Here is a 2,715-nt window from a genome sequence, read left to right as displayed (position 1 = left end):
AGACTGATTATATCATATATAAAAATAATAGGCATTCATCTACCACCTATAGAGGTCGTAGACTTCTGCCTTGTTACGTTAAAAAAGATTGCAAAGCTCTACTTTTTGAACTTATCAATAACTTCGGATGCTTTATCTTTAGCGTTATCAACAACCTCTTTTGCTTTGCCAGACGCTTTATCTTTTTTACCTTCTTGTTCTAAATCTTCATTATTCGTTGCATTACCAACTGTTTCTTTAATATTACCTTTAGCTTGTTCAAACTTATCTTCAGCCATCATTGTACCCCCCTTAAATGTTGAAATAATTTGTTTGGTAACGATAATATAGCATATAGTCATCACAAATTCATACTATACGCTTTTTGTATTATAGGTTAGTTTTGGCCACAGTATATACAAAGGAAAAAGCCTAATGAATTCCTCATTAGGCTTTTGTAGTGTAATTCAAACATGGAGCACACCTAAAACATAATACATATAATAAGATCAATCAAGAGAAAAAAGTTTGATTAATACTTTTGGCAAGTGGCTAATGTGCTTCATTAGCCACTTGTGCATTTTCTATAAGAAAATGCTAATGAAAATGAAGGGAAGTGAGGAATCACTTCCCTATTTATTTGGAATTTTATTATTTATTTTTTCGTGTTGCACGCTCACACGCATCATCAAAGATGATGCTATTAACAAGTCTATTCGATCTGACAAGGCGCAAAAATTTTTCTTTGAGGCATACGCCAGTCGAAAAATATTTTAGCTTGTCTCCTTGTCATCTCTCATGACGACTTGTTGTTGTGGCTTTGCAACACAGAAAAAAATAAATAAATAATAAAAAAGTAAAGGAGGTGATGTCCAACGAGATGTGGCGGTTGGTTGGGTATTGAAAGAGAAATTGAAGGAGGTGGTTTCTCGTGAAGAACTCCACGAAAAAGCTCCTAATAAGTATTATAAACTTATTAAGAGCTATCGTGACTTTAATTACAGAATTACTAAGATAATTCTGTAAGGAGGAGATTGGGCTCCTCCTTCAATTTAATTTTATTATATCATATAAAGGAGTATTTACAATGAAAGAAAAGATTATAACTCTATTAAAAGTGGTAAGTGTTTTATTAGCGTTATTCAATTTGTTATTAGAGTTTTCATTACTTAATGAACATGAAAATAATTAATATATTTTTGTAAAAGGTGTGTGGAGTATGACAAATACTAAGGAATTTATTAATGATTATTTGCTCATATGTAAAAATATAAGAAATTATAAATTGCGAGAATTTTAAGAGACATTGAATATATAAGAAGGATTATTTGATTCAAATCTGAAATGTCCTTTGGCTTACACAACAATTGGAGAAGAAGAAAATATTGAAGTTCAAGTCACTTTAGACCTTGAAAATATGAGAATAGTTAGAGAAGTAATATTCCGGTTTGATGAGCACAGACAATGTAAGAAATTACAAACTGATGTTTTTAAAAATACAAAAGAAGTCGTTGATTTCACTTCACATATTCACTTTGATGAATTAGTCAATGTAGATGAAGAATATTATGAAATTTTGATGGAAAAGGAAGAAGAAAAGTATCAAGATGATTTCTAAAATACGAAATCAAGGAAATAATCATAGATAGAAAGCGGGTGGCATTGATGGAAAGGCTCAAAGCGTATAAATTCAGAATATATCCAACGACGACGCAAGAAGTGTTTTTCGCCAAATCATTTGGTTGTGTTCGTAAAGTTTATAATTTGATGTTAGATGAACGCATCAAGGCGTATCAACAGTACAAATCAGACACGTCAAAACAAAATAAGTTACCGACACCTGCCAAGTACAAAAAAGACTATCCATTCTTAAAAGAGGTAGACAGTCTAGCTTTAGCTAATGCCCAGCAACATTTAGATAAGGCCTATCAAAACTTTTTCCGTGATAAATCCGTAGGATTTCCTAAATTCAAAAGTAAAAAACACCCGATTCAAAGTTATACAACGAATAATCAAAAAGGTTCTATCTCGTTGATTGGCAATCAATATATTAAACTACCTAAATTAAAGTCAGTCGTTAAGATTAAACTTCACAGAAAAATCAAAGGCGATATTAGGTCTGCCACGATTTCAAAACATGCGAGTGGTAAATATTATGTTGCCCTATTGTGTAAAGAAGATATTCAACCTATGTCAAAAACCAATCAGTCCATCGGTATTGATTTGGGTATTAGTGATTTTGCGATATGTTCAGACGGTCAAAAATATGATAATCATCAATTTACACATAGCATGTCACAAAAATTAGCGAGAGAACAACGTAAATTATCAAGACGTTTATTGTTAGCTAAACAACGAAATGTGAATTTATTAGACGCTAAAAATTATCAAAAACAAAAACAAAAAGTAGCTCGATTACATGAAAAGGTTAAAAATCAACGCACAGACTTTTTAAATAAGTTAAGTACAAGTATCATCAAAAATCACGATGTTATTTGTATTGAGGACTTAAATACAAAAGGAATGATGCGTAATCGTAAACTGGCTAAAAGCATTTCAGATGTATCATGGTCGCATTTTATTAGAAAGTTAGAATATAAAGCAGAATGGTATGGACGAAAAGTTATCAAAATAGACAGATGGTATCCATCAAGTCAAATCTGTTCTGAATGTGGTCACCAAGACGGCAAGAAACCACTCAATGTCCGTCAATGGACGTGTCCGAATTGTCATGTA

General features: G+C 31.8%; 3 protein-coding genes. 2 read left to right on the top strand and 1 reads right to left on the bottom strand.

Features of this window, described 5'->3' with window-relative positions; all coding sequences use genetic code 11:
• Positions 1–98: 98 nt before the first annotated feature.
• On the bottom strand, positions 99–278 hold the full coding sequence (locus tag AB0B86_RS33460) for a CsbD family protein (RefSeq protein WP_357420624.1): 180 nt from the start codon (positions 276–278) through the stop codon (positions 99–101).
• A 1,052-nt stretch (positions 279–1,330) separates the two neighbouring features.
• On the opposite strand from AB0B86_RS33460, the gene AB0B86_RS33455 reads away from it, so the two are divergent.
• A complete protein-coding gene (locus AB0B86_RS33455) occupies positions 1,331–1,597 on the top strand; it encodes a hypothetical protein (protein ID WP_229717022.1) in 267 nt (88 codons plus the stop codon).
• Positions 1,598–1,644: 47 nt separating this feature from the next.
• A partial coding sequence (gene tnpB / locus AB0B86_RS33450) for an IS200/IS605 family element RNA-guided endonuclease TnpB (RefSeq protein ID WP_356971837.1) occupies positions 1,645–2,715 on the top strand: 1,071 nt, incomplete at its 3' end.

Origin of the sequence: Micromonospora sp. NPDC049047 (genome assembly GCF_040649135.1) — a bacterium.
GTDB lineage: Bacteria > Actinomycetota > Actinomycetes > Mycobacteriales > Micromonosporaceae > Micromonospora.
Note: the sequence above shows the minus strand (reverse complement) of the source record. Positions and strands in the feature narration are given on the sequence as shown.